The organism is Companilactobacillus sp. FL22-3, from assembly GCF_054881455.1.
Genome location: NZ_JBTYYZ010000009.1, coordinates 15285 through 32989, shown reverse-complemented (window position 1 = coordinate 32989; position 17705 = coordinate 15285). Strand labels below are relative to the sequence as shown.

Genomic DNA, 17705 nt, shown 5'->3' with positions numbered 1-17705 from the left:
TTTAATGTAAAAATAATAAGTCAATAATGAAGATGTTTAATAATTCATGAGTTAAAATATAAATACATGATGACTTCAAAGGAGTTTAAAATGGGTAAAGAGAAATCAGCAATTTTTATAATTTTTGGAGGTTCAGGTGATCTAGCTCACCGCAAATTATATCCTTCACTATTTCGTCTATATAAATCAGGATTCTTAAAGGATCACTTCGCTGTTATCGGTACGGCTCGTCGTCCTTGGAGTGATGATTATTTTCGTGAAACTGTTGTCACTTCTTTGAAAGAAACATTTGAGAATGATGATGAATCAATTATGAAGGAGTTTTTTCAACACTTTTTCTATCAATCACATGATGTCAATGATTCAGAACATTACATTGCTTTGAAGAATTTGGCTGCAAAATTGGACGACCGTTTCGAAACTGATCACAATCGGGTCTATTACATGGCAATTGCTCCACGTTTCTTTGGAACAGTCGCAGAACATATCAACTCTGAAGGTTTGAAAACTTCAGGTTATAACCGACTAGTGATTGAAAAACCATTTGGCCGTGACCTTGAATCCGCTTGTGAACTAAACGGTAATATTTCTAAGGCCTTCCCAGAAGACGATATTTACCGTATCGATCACTATTTAGGTAAAGAAATGGTTCAAGATATTCCTCATATTCGTGCGAATAATCCTAAATTTGAAGCAGCTTTGAATAATCAATATGTTTCTAATATTCAAGTAACTTTAGCTGAATCACTTGGGGTAGAAGACCGTGGTGGATATTATGAAACTGCCGGGGTTTTACGTGATATGGTTCAAAACCATATTATGCAAATAATTGCTTCTTTGGCTAGTGACGATCCTGAAGCAACAAAATCTAAAATTATCCACGAAAATCGAACCGAAATTTTTAATAGTTTGAAGTTGTTAACTCCTGAAGAAGTTGACCAAGATTTTGTTCGAGGACAATATGACACGGATAAGCTTGGTGATTTAAAAGCTTATCGACAAGAAGACAAAGTCGCTGAAGATTCACAAATTGAAACTTTTACAGCTGGTAAAATTCAATTTGATTCTGACCGTTGGAGTGGGGTACCATTCTACGTTCGTTCAGGTAAGAGAATGCCAGCCAAGTCTTCACGTATCGATATCGTCTTCAATGAAAAGGTTGAAGAATTGGGTATCAGACCTAATACAGTTGTGACAATATTGATTGAAAGAGTCAATGGTCAAAGTATTTTGATCAATGGTATTAATTACAAGGATTCAGGCCAAAACTTCATTAAGTTCCCTGAAGAAGCTGAATTTGACACTGCTCGTGAAGCTTATGAGAGCTTGATTATCGATATCTTATCTGGTAATAGAATTCACTTTACACTGTGGAATGAATTGAGAAGTACTTGGAAGTATATTGATGTCATTAGACAGCGTTGGGATAGTCAAACACCTGATTTTCCTAATTACCTTAGTGGAACAATGGGACCAGATTCTGCGGAAATGCTTTTGGAACGTGACGGCAATTCATGGGTCTGGGATTAAAGGCGGTGTCGTCTTATCTTTTTACAAATACCGATAAAAATTAATGAAAATCGAAAGATCATCCATGTTGACATGGATGCTTTTTTCGCTTCCGTCGAAGAACGGGAACATCCAGAATATAAGCAAAAATGTTTGATCGTGGCTCAAGATCCTAGAAAACATCAACATCACGGAGTTGTGACAACTGCCAATTATAATGCCCGCAAGTACGGTGCTCATTCAGCTATGCCAGCTCAAGAAGCGGTTGATCTGATTCCTAAGAGTAAGTTAGTTATTACCCCGCCCAATTTTGAACTATATCGTAGTGTTTCTAATCAAATTCACGATATTTTTGGCGATGTGACTGATAATTACCAAACAGTGGCACTGGATGAAGCTTACTTAGATGTGACTGAAAATAAATTGCATGAGGTCAATACGATCAAAATTGCCAATTACATTCAACAGCGGATCGTCAAGGAGACTGGTTTAACTTGTTCAGTGGGAATTTCCTATAATAAGTTTCTCGCCAAGATGGCGTCTGATTATCGGAAACCATTTGGAAGAACGATTATTTTAGGTAAGTATGCTAAGGAATTCCTCAAACCTATGCCGATCGAAAAGTTCAATGGTATTGGTAAAGCCATGCAGAAGAAATTACATGAGATGGATGTTTATACTGGTGAAGATCTTCAAAAAATCGATCAAGATGAATTTTTGAAGAACTTTGGCAAAATGGGCTACATAATTTATAAACGTGTCCATGGAATCGATGACGCTCCTGTTGAAGGACATCGCTTGCGTAAGTCGATTGGCCGTGAACGTACTTATAATCGTAATTTAGTTACGGACGAACAAATCGATGCGGAGTTACATTTTTTGGCAGAGAAAGTTAGTCAGGATTTAAAGAAACAACGCCAGCATGGTAAAACCGTCGTCCTCAAGTTACGCAATTCAGAATTTGAAACCATCACTAAACGGATGAGTTTTCAAGACTATGTTCAAACAAAAACTGATATTTATCGTGTTGCAAGGGATATTTATGATAAATTAAAGGTAACAGATCAAAAAATTCGTCTTTTGGGGATCACGATTACCAATTTGGATCCGTTATCGTTTGAAGAGGTTTCTTTGAATTTGTCTTATAAGGAGGACGACTACTATAATGAATAGCTTTGCTGAAATAATTGCAACAATCAAAAAATATGATAGAATTATCATTCTACGTCATCAAAATCCCGATCCTGATGCTTTGGGATCCCAAGCTGGTTTAGCTGTGACAATTCGTCAAGCTTTCCCAGATAAGAAGGTCTTAATTGGTGGAAATAATACTGAAGGTTTAAAGTGGCTTTCCACTGTTGAAGAAGTTAACGATGAGGACTATCAAGGTGCCTTAGTCATTGTGACAGATACAGCTAATCAACCACGAATTGACGATCAACGTTTTGATGATGGAGATTTCTTAATTAAGATCGATCACCATCCTAATGATGATGCATATGGAGATCAACTTTTTGTTAACACGGACGCTAGTTCCAGTTCAGAAATCATTGCCGACTTAATAGATAGCAGCGATGAATTGCAGTTGACCAAAGAAGTTGCTTATTATCTATATGCTGGAATCGTTGGAGATACTGGACGTTTCTTGTATCCTTCGACGACGCAACACACGATGGAAGTAGGTGGTCGTTGTATTGCTTTAGGGGTGGATACGGCCTCGATCAATAACAAGATGAATGAGATCACTTTACAACAAGCTAAGTTGCAAGGAGTCTTATTCGATAACTTGATAATCGATGCTTCAGGAGCTGCTTATGCAATCATCGATCTAGATTTAATGAAGAAATTAGGCATCAATCAAGAGCAAGCCAATTCAGTCGTTTCAACGCCAGGACGTTTAAAGGAAGTCTGCACCTGGATGGAAGCTGTTCAAAAAGATGATGGAACTTTTAGAATGCACTTACGTTCTCAAGGCCCAATCATCAATGAATTAGCTAAAAATCACGATGGTGGCGGACATCCACTTGCTAGTGGAGCCACAGCTAAGGACGTTGCTGAAGTTAAACAAATGTTTGCCGAACTCATAGAAATAGTCACGGAATACAATCAGAGGGGTGAATAGATGACTAAATTTTCACAATATAATTTTAACGAGGCAATCAATAAGTCGTTGAAAGAAATTAATTTTGACGAGCCAACGCCAGTTCAAGAAGCAGTAATTTCACTTGTTAACAAGAAAAAAGATATTATCGTGCAATCAGAAACTGGTTCTGGTAAAACACATGCTTTCTTGTTGCCTTCAATGAATGCTTTAACAGACGAACAAGAAGTTCAATTGTTGATTGCTACGCCAAGTAGAGAGTTAGCTTACCAAATTTACGAAGATACTCAAGCAATTTTAAAGAATTATCCAGAAGAATATAATGCCTTTATCTTTGTTGGCGGTTCAGACCGTGAACGTCAAAAGAAAAAGCTAGAAGCACACCAACCACAAATTGCGATTGGAACTCCAGGTCGACTCTGGGATCTGATTCGTGAAAATGATCTGCATGTCGAAAATGTGCAAATATTCGTCGTTGATGAAGCGGATATGACATTGGATATGGGCTTTTTGGACGATGTCGATCATATCGCTAATAAGTTGCCCGAAGACCGGGAAATGATGGTCTTTTCAGCTACCATTCCTCAAAAATTAGAGCCATTTTTGAATAAATATATGCATGGCCCTCAACGAGTAGAAATCAAAAACGACAGTGTTATTCCTAAGAATGTGGATAACTGGTTGATGTCTAGTCATGGTCGTGACAAGAAACAATTGATTTATCAACTAGTAACCTTAGGCGAACCATACTTGGTTTTAATTTTTGCCAATACGAAGAAGACTGTTGATGAGATTTACCAATATCTCCGTAACCAAGGTCTAAAAGTGGCTCGAATTCATGGTGGTTTAACGCCACGTGAAAGAAAACGGGCGATGAAACAAGTTGAAAATATGGAATTTCAATATGTCGTTGCAACTGACCTAGCAGCTCGTGGAATTGATATCAATGGGGTTTCACACGTTATCAATGCTGAAATACCAGACGATTTGGACTTTTTCATCCATCGTGTTGGTAGAACTGGTCGTAATAAGATGTCAGGAACGGCAATTACGATCTATGATCCAGGCGAAGAACACAAAGTTGATGAGATCGAACATTTAGGCATTAAGTTTGAACCCAAAGATATCAAACATGGTGAAATTGTCGATGCAACTGAACGTGACCGTCGGACTAATCGTAAAGCTACACAAGAAAAGCTTGATACTAAGTTAGTTGGCTACGTTAAGAAGCAAAAGACTAAGAGAAAACCAGGCTATAAAAAGAAGATCAAACAGGCGATCAATGAAGAACATCGTCAACAAAGAAAGATTCAAATTCGTCAAAATAGACGACAAGAACGAGAAGCAAGACGTAATAAAAATAATTAGTTAGTTTCTTTAAACATTGACAATTTTTAATCTGATGGTTAATATTTTCCTTGGATATATCTTGTAACGAATATTTTCAGAGAAGGCTAGTCGGTGGGAAGGCCTAAGTATTCGCTATGAAGATGCTGCCAAATTAAATTGTATATAAAAATGTTGAGAGGCTAACGAAAATCGTTGCAAACAAGGTGGTACCGCGCAGTGGCGTCCTTGAAATTGCAGCGATTTTTCGTTTTTTTAGGGAGATAACATGAAAGATTTATCTAGTGCAGAAATAAGAAAAATGTTTTTAGACTTTTTCCAATCAAAAGGTCATATGATTGAGCCTAGTGCTTCATTAGTGCCACATGACGATCCAACTTTGTTATGGATTAACTCTGGTGTTGCTACGATGAAGAAGTACTTCGATGGAACTGTCGTTCCTAATAATCCTCGAATTACAAGTGCTCAAAAATGTATCAGAACTAACGATATCGAAAACGTTGGTAAAACAGCCCGTCACCAAACTTTCTTTGAAATGATGGGTAATTTCTCCGTGGGTGATTACTTTAAGAAAGAAGTCATTCCTTGGGCTTTTGAATTCTTAACAAGTCCAGAGTGGATCGGGATGAACAAAGATCGTCTTTACGTAACGACTTATCCTAAAGATACTGAAACTCAAAAGCTATGGGCTGAAGTAGGAATCGCTCAAGATCATATTTTAAAAGATGAAGATAACTTCTGGGATATCGGTGAAGGTCCATGTGGTCCCGATTCAGAAATTTTCTATGACCGTGGTCAATCATTTAATAATTTAGCTGAAGACGATCCTGAGAATTATCCTGGTGGCGAAAATGAACGTTATCTTGAAGTTTGGAATATCGTTTTCTCAGAATTAAACCATTTGCCAAATGGTCAATATGTTGAACAACCACATAAAAACATTGATACGGGCTTAGGCTTGGAACGTTTAGTATCAGTTATTCAAGGTACAAAGACTAACTTTGAAACTGACCTATTCATGCCATTGATTGAAGATGTTAGCTCGCTTTGTGGCAAAAAATATGGTGACAATGCTGAAGATGATATCTCCTTCAAGATAATTGCTGACCACGCTCGTTCAGTTTCATTTGCGATTGGCGATGGAGCTTTGCCTTCTAACGAAGGTCGTGGCTATGTTATCAGACGTTTGATCAGACGTGCCGTTTTGAATGGTAAAAAATTAGGTATCAATGGACCATTCCTTTACAGATTGGTGCCAATCGTTGGTCGTATCATGGAAAGTTATTATCCAGAAGTCAGCCAACAACAAGAGTTTATTGCTAAGACTATCAAACAAGAAGAAAAACGCTTTTCAGAAACACTTGATGCAGGTTTAGCTCTACTTAACGGTGTTATTGCTGACTTGCGAAAGAAAGACCAAAAAGTCATCGATGGTGCTAGTGCTTTCAAGCTTTATGATACTTATGGTTTTCCAATGGAATTAACTCGTGAATATGCTAACGACGAAGGTCTAAGTGTTGATGAGGCTGGTTTCAAAGAGAACATGGAAGCCCAAAAACAACGTGCCCGTGAAGCTCGTGGTAACTTGCAATCAATGGGTATGCAAGATGAAACTTTGATGGAAATCAAGACTCCAAGTGAGTTTATTGGTTACGATCACAATGAAACTGAAAGTACTCTAAAAGATATTGTTGTCGATGACAAAGAAGTTAAGACGGTTTCCGAAGGTCAAGCTCAATTGATCTTTGATACCACACCTTTCTACGCTGAAATGGGTGGACAAGTTGCCGATATTGGTAATATCTATGACTTAAACGGTAACCAAGTAGCCGAAGTTATTGATGTGCAACACGCTCCAAATGGTCAAAATATTCATCTAGTCAATGTTATGTCAGCAATTTCTGCCGATACCAAATATAAACTAGAGATCGACGTTGATTTCCGTGAAAAAGTTCGTCACAATCACACAGCTACCCATTTGTTGGATCAAGCTTTACGTGATGTCGTCAGTCCTAGAACTCATCAAGCGGGATCATTAGTTGAACCAGATTACTTGCGTTTTGACTTCAACAGTAATGCTGCTTTAACTGATCAACAAATTGCTGATTTGGAAAAAATCATCAACGAGAAGATCTGGGCCGCTATTCCTGTTAAGACTGAGGTCTTACCAATTGAAGAGGCTAAGAAGAAGAAGGGTGCCATTGCACTGTTCAGTGAAAAGTATGGTGACATGGTCCGTGTCGTTGAAATCGATGACTTTTCAACTGAATTCTGTGGTGGGACTCATGCCAGAAATACTTCTGAATTGGGATTGTTCAAGATCACATCCGAGTCAGCTATTGGTTCCGGTACGAGAAGAATCGAAGCTGTAACAGGGGAAGAAGCATTCAAATACTTGAATGAACAATTACAACTCTTGCAAGAAACCGCAAAAAATATTAAAGTTAACCAATTAAAAGATGTTCCAAGCCGAGCAATACAAATGGCCGATGAAATAAAAGCTTTGAAACGCGATAATCAAAACTTACAAACACAATTGACAAGTCAAAAGTCTGCCGAAGTCTTTGACAAGGTTGAAGATATCAATGGTTATAAAGTTATCGCCAATATAGTTCCTGCCGATATGAATGCACTCAGACAATTAGCCGATAATTGGAAGAATGACAACAAGTCAGATATTTTAATCCTTGGTGCTAGCGGTGAAGATAAAGCTAGTTTAGTCGTTGCAGTCAATAAGGATGCCCAAGCAAAAGGGATTAAGGCTGGAGATTTGATTAAGAAAATATCTAAAGAAATTCAAGGTGGCGGTGGCGGCCGTCCCGATATGGCGCAAGCTGGTGGTAAAAATCCTGCTGGTTTAACAAATGCGTTACAAATGGCTAAAGATATTATTAAATCTTTCTAAAGTGGGCTATAATTGAACTGAAGCTTTTCGGTCACTTAAATTTTAGTTATATGGAGGTTTGCCATGAGTTCACTTGATAAAACCATGAGTTTTGACTTTAATGAAAACAAAGGCAAAGATGTCAAAGAAACATTGCAAAGTGTTTATCAATCACTGGAAGAAAAGGGATATAATCCGATTAACCAAATTGTGGGTTACTTACTTTCTGGTGATCCAGCATACATTCCTAGACATAATGATGCCCGTAATTTGATTTTGAAACATGAAAGAGATGAGATAATCGAGGAATTAGTTAAAAGTTATCTCAATCAAGGTAAATAAATGAGATTATTAGGCTTAGACGTTGGCTCTAGGACTGTCGGGGTTGCTTGCAGCGACCTTTTAGGTTGGACAGCTCAAGGAGTTGAGATTATTCGTATCAATGAGGATAAAGAAGAGTTTGGCTTAGATCGTTTGGGTGAAATCATCCAAGACAAAAAGCCAACTGGAATTGTTCTCGGTTTGCCAAAGAATATGAATAATACTGAGGGACCTCGAGTAGAAAAATCTCGTGAATATGGCAAAATGGTCGAAGACAAGTTTCACTTGCCCATCGATTTCATTGATGAACGTTTGACGACTGTTCAAGCTGAAAGAATGCTAATCGATGAGGCTGATGTCTCACGTAGAAAACGAAAGAAAGTAATCGATAAGATTGCCGCAGAGATGATTCTTCAGAATTATCTTGATGCAAAAGGCAAGCTGACTCGAAATTAAGGTGATAATTATGAGCGAAAAACAACCACCAAAAGATTTAGATGAAGTTATTTTAAGTGATGACCAAGGTAATGAAGAAGTCTACAAGATTCTCTTTACATTTGAATCAGATGATTATGGTAAATCATACGTATTTTTATATCCTAAAGCCGATGAAGATGCTGATGAGATTGAAATTCAAGCATTCTCATTCACGCCTGATGAAAATGGCGATGTCGATGCTGGAGATTTGAATCCAATTGAAGACCCTGACGAATGGGACATGGTTCAAGAAGTTTTGAACACCTTCACAAGTGACGAGGATGAATAAGACCGATAATAATCGACGATTGGCGCAAGCCAATCGTTTGGTTGTTTTAAGTCAGAGATAATGATGATTTATAAATTCGCTTTTTTAGCATGATTGAAGTAAGGGGAAATAATGCTTAGTCTGTTACTTATTTTACTTTTGATTTATGGATTTTATATTGGTGCCCGTCGTGGACTTGTCATGGAGGCATTTTATGCAATTGGATATGCCTTATTCTTTTGCTTAGCCCTAGTTTCTTTTCGAAGCTTAGGACCAAAATTTGAAATGATCGTACCTTATCCTTCAGCAAGTTTGGGTAGCGAGTTTGCCTTTTTCTCAACAAAAGTTGGTATGGAACTAGACAATGCATTTTACCGTGCCTTTGCTTTTATATTTGTTTGTTTCATTGGATGGATCATTGTTAGATTCGTTGGCCTTTACTTTAAAAGACTGACTTATTTTCCAATGTACAATGACGTGAACCTTCTAAGTGGAGGTATTATTGGCTTGATTGTTACTTACACAACTATCTTTATGGTGTTGTTGATGGTAGCGATGATCCCAGTAGCAGGTATTCAACATGCTTTGCAACATTCATTTGTAGCTTCAGCGATGATTCGTAGCACGCCGTTATTGACCGCTATGCTGAGTCATCTTTGGATTGGAGCTGTTTAAACTTTAAGGCTGAGACAATTTGTTTCAGTCTTATTTTGTAATAGGAGAGATATATGAATAATAAAGCTTTGAAAGTATTGGAGTTTGACAAGATCAAAGCTGAGATTGCCAAATATCTAATCACAACGCGTGGGAAGACTCTCTTAAAAAAATTAATGCCGATGTCAGTCGAATCAATCGTTCAAAGATTGATCGATCAAACTAAAGATGGCGCTGATATCGTTCGAATTAAGGGCGAGATCCCAGTGAGAAAGTTAGCTGATCTACATGACCAAGCTAATCGTTTGAAAAAAGATGGAAATTTAAATGGAACGGAACTGGCAGCGATTGGTCAAGTCCTCCAGAATACTAGTGAATTAAAAGAATTTTTTGAAGATTTAAAAGATAATCAAATCGAGTTGCGTCAATTATATGAATTGAATGATCGTCTGATCGACAATCCTGAATTAACTCGCAGAATTGCTCGTTCTTTGGATGAAACAGGCCGTGTTTTAGATACTGCCTCTGATGATCTGAAGTATATTCGTGACCATATGGGAAAATTAAACGACCAGATTAGACAGACGATGGCCCAATTTACTCGGGGTAAAAATACTAAGTATCTGACTGAAGCCTTAGTGACTTTACGTGATGATCGGTTTGTTATTCCCGTTAAAGCTGAGTATAAGGCTAAATTTGGCGGCGTGGTTCATGACCAAAGTGCCAGTGGCCAAACTTTTTACATTGAACCACAAGCAGTAGTGGGCTTGAACAATCAGTTGCACGAAGCTAAATTGTCTGAAAAATCAGAAGAAATTCGTATTTTAAACAATTTGTCTGATTTAGTACGTCCAGAAATCGACGCAATCGTAAAAAATAATGAAGTCTTAGCTCAATTTGACTTGATCAATGCTAAAGCTAAATATGCCAAGGAAATAAAGGCTACTGAGCCAATTATTTCTAAAGATCACGTAGTTGACTTGGAACATGCTAAACATCCTCTGATCGACCCACAGCGGGTTGTAGCTAATGATATTAAGCTGGGTGATGGATACAAGACGATGTTGATCACAGGTCCTAATACCGGTGGTAAAACTATCACAATGAAAACCCTCGGTTTGATTCAATTGATGGCTCAAGCAGGGCTGTTTATTCCCGCACGTGAAGAAAGTGAGATTGCGGTCTTTGATGAAGTCTTCGTTGATATCGGAGATGAACAATCGATTGAACAGAATTTGAGTACTTTTTCATCTCATATGGATAACATCATCAATATTATTCATAAAGTATCAGCACACAGTTTGGTTTTGATCGATGAACTTGGAGCCGGAACTGATCCGCAAGAAGGTGCTGCCATTGCCATCGCAATTTTGGAAAAGTTAGCTCAGTCAAAATGTGACATTATGGCAACGACTCATTATCCAGAATTGAAGATTTTTGCTTATAATACCCCAGAAACTATCAACGCTAGTATGGAGTTCGATGAGAAATCATTGAAGCCAACTTATCGGCTGTTGATTGGAATCCCCGGGGCAAGTAATGCCTTTAATATTGCTTCTCGTTTAGGGATGGATAGAAGTGTCGTTGATCGAGGACAGGCTTTAATGGACGGCGAAAGTCAAGATTTGAACAATATGATTGCTGATCTAGAGAATCGTCGAAAAGAGTTTGAGAAGAAAAACGAACAACTGACTGTTCAATTAGCAAAAAATAAAGATGTCCAACAAGACTTTGAACAAAAGAGCGAAGCCTTGGATAAGTCTAAAGACTCAGAGATTCAAGCTGCTAAAGTGCGCGCTAATCAAATTGTAGCCCAGGCGAAAAAGGAATCTGATAAGATCATCGAAAACCTCCATAAGATGGAACGTGATGGTGTGGCCATCAAAGAAGATCAGATCATTTCAGCTAAAACTAACTTGAAGAACTTGCACCAAGATGAAACAATCAAGAAGAACCGAGTTCTCCGTCGCAATAAACGTCGTCAAGAGTTAAAGGTCGGCGATGATGTCAAAGCACTGACTTATGATCAAATTGGTACGATCGTTCGCAAAGATAAAAATAATCAGTATGAGGTTCAACTGGGAATTTTGAAGATGAAATTCAGTGCCGATGAATTGGAAAAGGTTCAAAAATCTAAACCAGAACCTGAGAAAAAGCCAACTATGGTTAGAAGAACTAAGAGTTCTGGTCTGTCGAGCAAGTTGGATCTTAGGGGCAAGCGTTACGAAGAAGCTATGGCGGAATTGGATCAATATATTGATTCAGCACTGTTAGCTGGTTATAATCAAGTTACGATTGTCCATGGATTTGGGACGGGTGTTATCAGAAAAGGTGTCACAAATTATCTCCAGAGAAATCCACGAGTTAAATCATTTGGATACGCTCCTGCAAGCTCTGGTGGTTCTGGTGCCACAATTGTTGATTTATAAAAGTGCAAATTCTTTTTAAAGAACAATTAATAATGATAATATCTAATTAATTAAAGGAGTGAGATAAATGGTTGATGAAGTAACAGATAAAGATTTTGCTGAGGAAACTAAAGATGGGGTTGTCTTAGTTGATTTTTGGGCAACTTGGTGTGGTCCATGTCGGATGCAATCACCTGTAATTGAGGAACTTTCTGAGAATGATGACTCAGTTAAGTTTATGAAGATGGATGTTGATGCTAATCCTAATACTCCCAAAGAGTTTGGAATCATGGCTATCCCAACACTTGTCATCAAAAAAGACGGTGAAGTTGTTGAGAAATTGACTGGCTTCCATAACAAAGCACAATTAACTAAGATCCTTGATAGTTATTCAGATTAACGAAGGGCAAGCGCAAGCTTGCTCTTTTTTGTGCCAAAAAAATAAATTTTAGATTGAAAGCGTTTTAGTTATATAATACTGATATGTAAATTTTCAACATACGGGGGGATTATATGTTTCAGTACTCACTGCGATATACGCTAGATCCGCAAAATAATACGCCAAAGAAGAACGATAAGCTATTGGACTTTTGTCAAAACGCCATGATCGACAATGTTACCTTCTTTATGAATGCCGAAGAAATAAATGCAGGACATTTAACTAAAGAAGAGACCCAAGTGTGGCTAGATGCGATTCAAAAAGTGGCCGCTCAATTGCAAGTTGAGGGAATTACGATCAGCTTGAATCCTTTTTCAACCATTATGCACAGTGATCGGGGACAGGTCATCAATCCTAAGATTGGATTTGATCCACTGGTAGACATTGATGGTAAAGAGGCTCAATCGATGGGCTGCCCAGGCGATTTGAAATGGCGTGATTATTTGAGCAAGTGTTATGCCCAGTATGCGACGTTGAAGCCGAAGGAACTGTGGTTAGAAGATGATTTTCGTCATTTTAATCACAGTCCTTTGAAATTAGCCTGTTTTTGTAAGCGTCATATGCAGCTTTATCAAGAAAAATTGGGTAAAAAAATCTCACGAAATGCCTTTGTTAAAGCAATTCTGAAGCCAGGTAAACCTAGTTTGGAAAGAAAAGTTTATTTAGATGTCGCCCGTCAAGAAATGATTGAGACGGTGGCTCAAATTGAAGCTGCAGTCCATCAAGTTTCCCCTGAAACTAATCTGGCATTAATGACTTCTTTACCAGATTGGCATGCTGTGGAGGGCAGAGATTGGCAAAAGTTGTTTGAAACGCTGAGTGGCAATGATCATCCTTTGGTGGCTCGACCGCATTTACCAGCCTATAACGAGATTGCTCCTTTGAAGTATTCTCGAGTTTTTGAAGATTATACTAGAACAACGGCGGCATACTTAGGTGACAAGGCAATTCTGTATCCTGAACTGGAAAACTATATGTATTCGCCTTTTACGAAATCAAATCGGTTTACCCAATTTCAAATTGAAACAAGTATTCTAGTTGGAGCTAAAGGGATACTAATGAATATTTTTGATATGAGTGGCAATGGGGTCATTGATGATTATCACTATGCGCAAATGTTAGCCGACAGTAAAACTTTTCTAAATCAGTTGACTTCTAAGTCACTAGTAATGAGCCAGACTAGAGGAATTAAAATATTGGTCGATCAAGATTCTGCTTATACGTTACAGACCAAAGCTGGATTAGAGATAGCTGAATTGTTGCCTAGAGAAACTAGTTGGGCCGCATTATTAAGCAGTTTTGGCTTTTCTACGACCATCACGCCTTTTAAGTCGGGTGACAGTTTTAAAGATGAAATAATAGCAATTAGCGGTCAGTTTTTACGTAATTTGAACAATGAAGAAATTACACAATTGTTGCAGGATAATAAAGTTTTACTCGATGGAGAATCAGTCCAAGTTTTGCTCGATAGGAAATTGGCCGATCTATTACATATTCAAAAAGCCCAGTGGCATAAAGCGCGCAGTGGTTACCAAACTTATGAAGCAATTGATAATCGTACAATTGCAGATGTTGAAAATCCCCGCATCTCGATGTTGCAACATATCGGCAATTTCTTGCAATTAGACTATGATCCTAAAGCTAATGTTGAAATTTGGAGTCAAGCTTATAATGAACATCATCAAGTACTAGGCAACGTTATGAGCTTGATAGACGACCACATTTTGATCTTGCCACTCGATTATGATAATAAATATGGTTGGGAAGCAGAGTATATCGGCTTTAAACAAGTGGTTTTGCAACAGATGCTTGATTCGATGGCCGGAATAGATTACTTAGTAAAGATGCCCAATACTAAACTAGTCGTGACTCAAAGTGAAGCTGAACTCTTGCTTTGGGTAGCTAATTTTACTTTAGATAACTATGATGCGATTACTTGGCATCCTGCAGAACCGATCGAGGCCACAGAGGCTACGGTCATTTACCGCAGTGGCAATAATTGCATTAAAAAACAAGTTAAGCTGCATATTAATGATGACGAAGTGATGATACCAGTCGAATTACCACAACTTAGTTTGGTACAAGTTCAAATTGAACTATAAAAAAGTGAGTCAATAAACCTTGATGGATCAGGCTTGTTGACTCACTTTTTAGTAGTTAGCGATGATTTTTAAGCAATAAACGCACTCACTTTGATCGTTTTTTGGTGTATACTTTAGTTTCGATCAATTTGTATTTTAATTGTCACGCTTTTAGCTTTACTGTTGACGGTATATGTTCCTAAACAGTACGCTGAGATTGTTTTTTCAACAGTTTCAGAAACAATTCCAGTTTCTAATGAAAATTCTGGATCGTCATTATTGGTGTTAAAACGTTGTTCGACTTCCGGACCAGTTAGCTTGTAAGTATAACTGCTAGGTGTTTGCTTGATGACTTCTAGTTTGCCAAAACCAGCTTTAGCAAATAGTTCAGGTAAACTTTCCATATCAAGAATTAATTGCCGACTGAGATTCTTGCCAGCCCAATACAATAATTCGACAGTATCTTTGTCAAGCAAGTCAGGCAGAATGAAGTCACGTAACACAGAAACAGCAAAGTAGTTTTCAGTTAAGGTATCGCTACCTTCAGAATCCGCGCTTTTTTTGAGAGCATCGGTTAAAGTTGGTTTATTAAGATCTTTTGATTTTGCGGCCATTGCTATAACTCCTTTTTTCAGACAATTCATTATATCATTAGAATAATTGCTTTTTAAGTCAATGTAAAAGATAGACATAAATAATTTCGTTGAATACAAATATTTCGCTTAAATGAAGGCAGGGGGTAACACTATGAGTGATCAAAGACCAATTGGAGTATTAGATTCCGGTTTAGGTGGACTAACCGTTGTCAAAGAGGTAATCAGTCAACTACCGAATGAGGATGTAATTTTTATCGGTGACGAGGCTCGAATGCCTTATGGAATCAAGAGTCATGAACAAATCATATCTTATACAAGAGAAATGGTACAGTATTTGCTCAGCAAAAATGTCAAGCTGATCATTTACGGTTGCAACACGGCAACAGCTAATGCTTTAGTGACTTTACGAAAAGAATTTACAGTGCCAATGATTGGTGTCATTCGGCCAGGTTCAATCGCTGCAGTTAAAACGACTCAAACGGATAATATTGGAATTATTGGAACTGAGTCAACAATCAATTCGAAGAGCTATAATCAGACCATCGCAGAAATAAATCAAGACGTCAATGTTTTAGGAGTTCCAGCACAAAAATTTGTTTCCATTGTAGAAAATGATTCAGCGGACAGTTCTGAGTCCCAACAAGAAATTGCGAATACTTTGGCACCATTCAAGGACAGTCAGTTTGATACTTTGATCTTGGGATGTACCCATTTTCCAATGTTGAAATCGCAGATCAATAAATTTCTACCTAAGATGACCTTAGTAGATCCGGCCGTCAATACAGTTGAAATCACGAAGGGTTATTTAATTAAAAACGATTTATTGGCTGATCAATCGACAAGAAGTTTAAAATTATATGCGACAGCTAATATTGATCAGTTTGCCAAGTTAGCCAAACGTTGGTTAAATACTGAAATAGATGAGATCAAATTAGTATCAATTGGGGGAGAACAATGAAAGAAATAATCATTGCAACAAAGAATCCTGGCAAGGCTAAAGAATTCAAGCGTATTTTTAATGATCAAGAATTTACTTTGAAAACTCTCTTAGACTTGCCCGCTATGCCTGAAATCCAAGAAACTGGTCAAACATTTGCGGAGAATGCCACAATTAAGGCTCATGCAGTGATGGAGCGGTTTAATTTGCCAACGATTGCAGATGACTCTGGATTGCAAGTAGACGCCTTATATGGACGCCCAGGGATATATTCGGCTCGATATGCTGGTGATCATAATGATGCTGCTAATAATGCCAAATTATTGAGCGAATTAGGTGGAGTACCTAAGGAAAAGCGGACGGCGCGGTTCGTATCGACTTTGGTATTTGCTAATCCTAAAAATGACCACGATTTAGTTGTCGAAGGTGAGATCAAAGGTTTGATCGGTGAATTTCCACAGGGTGATGATGGCTTTGGCTACGATCCATTGTTCTACGTCCCTGAGTTAAAGAAAACTTTGGCGCAATTAACAGTTGATCAAAAGAATGAAATTAGTCATCGTGGCAATGCCATTCGAAAGTTGGAGCAAGAATGGCAGAGCTGGATTAATTGGTAATTTATTGCTGATAGATTGATAAAATGCTAGTATGAAAGTGCTATTAAAATACAGGAGGGTAAGATTATGACTGGTGGACAAATTGCAGGTTTAATTGCAGCGGTCGCTTTTGTAGTTTTGGTTGTTTACTTGGCTATGACATTAGTTCAAACAGCTAAGTTACTAAAAGAATTGCAAGAAACAATGAAGGAAACAACGAAAATGGTTGATGTTCTGACTAAGAATACAGAACAAATCATGGATCAAAGTACTAAGTTGGTCGATAAGACTAATACATTAGTTGCTGACGTTAACAGTAAGGCAGAGAAGTTGAATCCATTGTTTGATACAGTTGAAAATATCGGTAAGAAAACAGCTAAAGCTACTGAAGAGAAGCCAAACGGTGGCTTTAACTTTCAGAATCTGATGACACTAGGTAATCTAGCCACAGTTGCCAAAACTGCTGCTAAGATATGGCCAAGAAAGAAGAGATAATTATGAAAAAAAATAATTTCGTATTGGGCCTAGTCTTGGGCTGCGTATCTGGTTATGCTGTTTCTAAGTATTTGACAAGTGAATCGGGACAAAAAATCATTGAAAATATTAAAACCATCCGTGGAGACTTCAATAACGGTGGGGTTGGACTAAATACCAACAATGATCTGGTAAATTCCTTTAATGAAAAAACAGATGAGTTGAAAGATCAAATGTCAAAGATCAAATCTGATGAAGATACGTCAGATATAGTTTTTGACGAAGATGATCTTAATGAAGATTCAACAATTGATCCTAAAGCTTAGTCTTAATTATGATAATCAAACTAAAAAGGTCACGACTGATTAATCAGTTGTGGCCTTTTCATATGCTTTGTATTTTTGTGAATGGTTGATGCTTTATCTGCCACAACTTAAGGATTCTCAATTTTGAATGGTGAAAGAGAATTACCGGTGTTGGGTTGTGGCAGGTAGAAAGTTAAAATTCATAGAGGTCTAGGCAAGTGCTCGGAAATTCCCAGGCTTGTTACGCTCTCTATTGAAAACGAGCTGCAGCCGACAGATTTCTGTGCTTTGCTACGCATCCCAAATCA

At 37.8% G+C, this 17705-nt stretch carries 17 protein-coding genes; 16 read left to right on the top strand and 1 reads right to left on the bottom strand.

What is annotated here, in order from left to right:
* Window positions 1–90 precede the first annotated feature (90 nt).
* The 12 genes from zwf to ACYT32_RS09045 all read left to right on the top strand — a co-directional run bounded on the left by zwf (window position 91) and on the right by ACYT32_RS09045 (window position 14510).
* Window positions 91–1530, top strand: a complete 1440-nt coding sequence (gene zwf / locus ACYT32_RS09100; protein ID WP_395265868.1) for a glucose-6-phosphate dehydrogenase — start codon at window positions 91–93, stop codon at window positions 1528–1530.
* 15 nt (window positions 1531–1545) lie between these two features.
* On the top strand, window positions 1546–2682 hold the full coding sequence (dinB, locus tag ACYT32_RS09095; protein ID WP_395265908.1) for a DNA polymerase IV: 1137 nt from the start codon (window positions 1546–1548) through the stop codon (window positions 2680–2682).
* Window positions 2675–3631 carry a DHH family phosphoesterase gene (locus ACYT32_RS09090; RefSeq protein WP_395265869.1) on the top strand — a complete coding sequence of 319 codons (957 nt, stop codon included), beginning with the start codon at window positions 2675–2677 and terminating at the stop codon, window positions 3629–3631. Before dinB ends, ACYT32_RS09090 begins: the two co-directional genes overlap by 8 nt.
* Entirely contained in the window at window positions 3632–4978 is a 1347-nt protein-coding gene (locus ACYT32_RS09085) for a DEAD/DEAH box helicase (protein WP_395265870.1), read from the top strand. It abuts the gene before it with no gap.
* A gap of 247 nt (window positions 4979–5225) precedes the next feature.
* Window positions 5226–7862, top strand: coding sequence for an alanine--tRNA ligase (alaS, locus tag ACYT32_RS09080; RefSeq protein ID WP_395265871.1), 2637 nt, complete (start codon window positions 5226–5228; stop codon window positions 7860–7862).
* A gap of 63 nt (window positions 7863–7925) precedes the next feature.
* Window positions 7926–8183: an IreB family regulatory phosphoprotein gene (locus tag ACYT32_RS09075; protein WP_010018752.1), complete on the top strand. Its 258-nt coding sequence runs from the start codon at window positions 7926–7928 to the stop codon at window positions 8181–8183.
* A complete protein-coding gene (ruvX, locus tag ACYT32_RS09070; protein ID WP_395265872.1) occupies window positions 8184–8618 on the top strand; it encodes a Holliday junction resolvase RuvX in 435 nt (144 codons plus the stop codon).
* Between the two features lie 10 nt (window positions 8619–8628).
* On the top strand, window positions 8629–8928 hold the full coding sequence (locus tag ACYT32_RS09065) for a DUF1292 domain-containing protein (RefSeq protein ID WP_395265873.1): 300 nt from the start codon (window positions 8629–8631) through the stop codon (window positions 8926–8928).
* Between the two features lie 111 nt (window positions 8929–9039).
* Window positions 9040–9582, top strand: coding sequence for a CvpA family protein (locus ACYT32_RS09060; protein ID WP_395265874.1), 543 nt, complete (start codon window positions 9040–9042; stop codon window positions 9580–9582).
* A 53-nt stretch (window positions 9583–9635) separates the two neighbouring features.
* Window positions 9636–11990 (top strand): endonuclease MutS2, encoded by a 2355-nt coding sequence (locus ACYT32_RS09055; protein ID WP_395265875.1) that lies wholly within the window; start codon window positions 9636–9638, stop codon window positions 11988–11990.
* A 67-nt stretch (window positions 11991–12057) separates the two neighbouring features.
* Window positions 12058–12369 carry a thioredoxin gene (gene trxA, locus ACYT32_RS09050; RefSeq protein WP_395265876.1) on the top strand — a complete coding sequence of 104 codons (312 nt, stop codon included), beginning with the start codon at window positions 12058–12060 and terminating at the stop codon, window positions 12367–12369.
* A gap of 113 nt (window positions 12370–12482) precedes the next feature.
* The gene (locus tag ACYT32_RS09045) at window positions 12483–14510 is read left to right on the top strand and encodes a hypothetical protein (protein ID WP_395265877.1); all 2028 of its coding nucleotides are present in this window, start codon (window positions 12483–12485) and stop codon (window positions 14508–14510) included.
* Between the two features lie 113 nt (window positions 14511–14623).
* On the opposite strand, the gene ACYT32_RS09040 is transcribed toward ACYT32_RS09045, so the two are convergent.
* On the bottom strand, window positions 14624–15103 hold the full coding sequence (locus tag ACYT32_RS09040) for a DUF2507 domain-containing protein (RefSeq protein WP_395265878.1): 480 nt from the start codon (window positions 15101–15103) through the stop codon (window positions 14624–14626).
* Window positions 15104–15236: 133 nt separating this feature from the next.
* Between ACYT32_RS09040 and murI the strand changes: the two genes are divergently transcribed.
* From murI to ACYT32_RS09020, 4 genes are all read left to right on the top strand, one after another.
* Window positions 15237–16043 carry a glutamate racemase gene (gene murI / locus ACYT32_RS09035; protein ID WP_395265880.1) on the top strand — a complete coding sequence of 269 codons (807 nt, stop codon included), beginning with the start codon at window positions 15237–15239 and terminating at the stop codon, window positions 16041–16043.
* Window positions 16040–16639, top strand: coding sequence for an XTP/dITP diphosphatase (locus tag ACYT32_RS09030; RefSeq protein ID WP_395265882.1), 600 nt, complete (start codon window positions 16040–16042; stop codon window positions 16637–16639). Before murI ends, ACYT32_RS09030 begins: the two co-directional genes overlap by 4 nt.
* A 66-nt stretch (window positions 16640–16705) precedes the next feature.
* Window positions 16706–17113, top strand: coding sequence for a DUF948 domain-containing protein (locus tag ACYT32_RS09025; protein ID WP_395265884.1), 408 nt, complete (start codon window positions 16706–16708; stop codon window positions 17111–17113).
* Between the two features lie 2 nt (window positions 17114–17115).
* Window positions 17116–17418: a hypothetical protein gene (locus ACYT32_RS09020; RefSeq protein WP_395265885.1), complete on the top strand. Its 303-nt coding sequence runs from the start codon at window positions 17116–17118 to the stop codon at window positions 17416–17418.
* Window positions 17419–17705: the final 287 nt, after the last annotated feature.